This window comes from Kocuria sp. CPCC 205235, assembly GCF_040980905.1.
Classification (GTDB): domain Bacteria; phylum Actinomycetota; class Actinomycetes; order Actinomycetales; family Micrococcaceae; genus Kocuria; species Kocuria carniphila.
Genome location: NZ_JAVKPR010000101.1, coordinates 1 through 545, shown reverse-complemented (window position 1 = coordinate 545; position 545 = coordinate 1). Strand labels below are relative to the sequence as shown.

Here is a 545-nt window from a genome sequence, read left to right as displayed (position 1 = left end):
AGGCCCGCTTGCCGCCGATGTTCGCGGAGAACCCGCCCACCTCGCTCAGTGCGTCCGTGACACCGTCGAAGACCTCGGGATGTTCGCTCACCATCCACTTGGAGCCGTAGCGCATCCCGGCTTCCTCGTCCGCGAAGAACCCGAAGACGATGTCCCGCTCGGGCACGGTTCCCGTGCGGCGCATGTGGCGCAGCACCGAGAGCATCATGGCGTCCATGTCCTTCATGTCCACCGCGCCGCGGCCCCAGATCATCCCGTCCCGCACCTCCCCTGCGAACGGGTCCAAGGACCAGTCCTGCGCCGCGGCGGGGACCACGTCCAGGTGGCCGTGCACGAGCAGCGCGTCCGCGCTCGGGTCCTTGCCCTCGATACGGGTGAACACGTTCGCGCGGCCCGGGGCGGACTCGAAGTAGTGGGCCTCGAGGCCCACCTCGTGGATCAGCTCGGCCACGTACTCAGCCGCCGCACGCTCGCCCTTGCCCTCGCCACTCGCGTAATTGCTCGTGTCGAAGCGGATCAACTCGCGGCAGATCCGGGCGGTCTCG

The 545-nt window shown here is 68.8% G+C and carries 1 protein-coding gene; it reads right to left on the bottom strand.

Features of this window, described 5'->3' with window-relative positions; genetic code table 11:
* Positions 1 to 545, bottom strand: a 545-nt coding sequence (locus tag RF638_RS16180) for a M20/M25/M40 family metallo-hydrolase (protein WP_368842481.1), incomplete at both ends; no start/stop codon positions are given.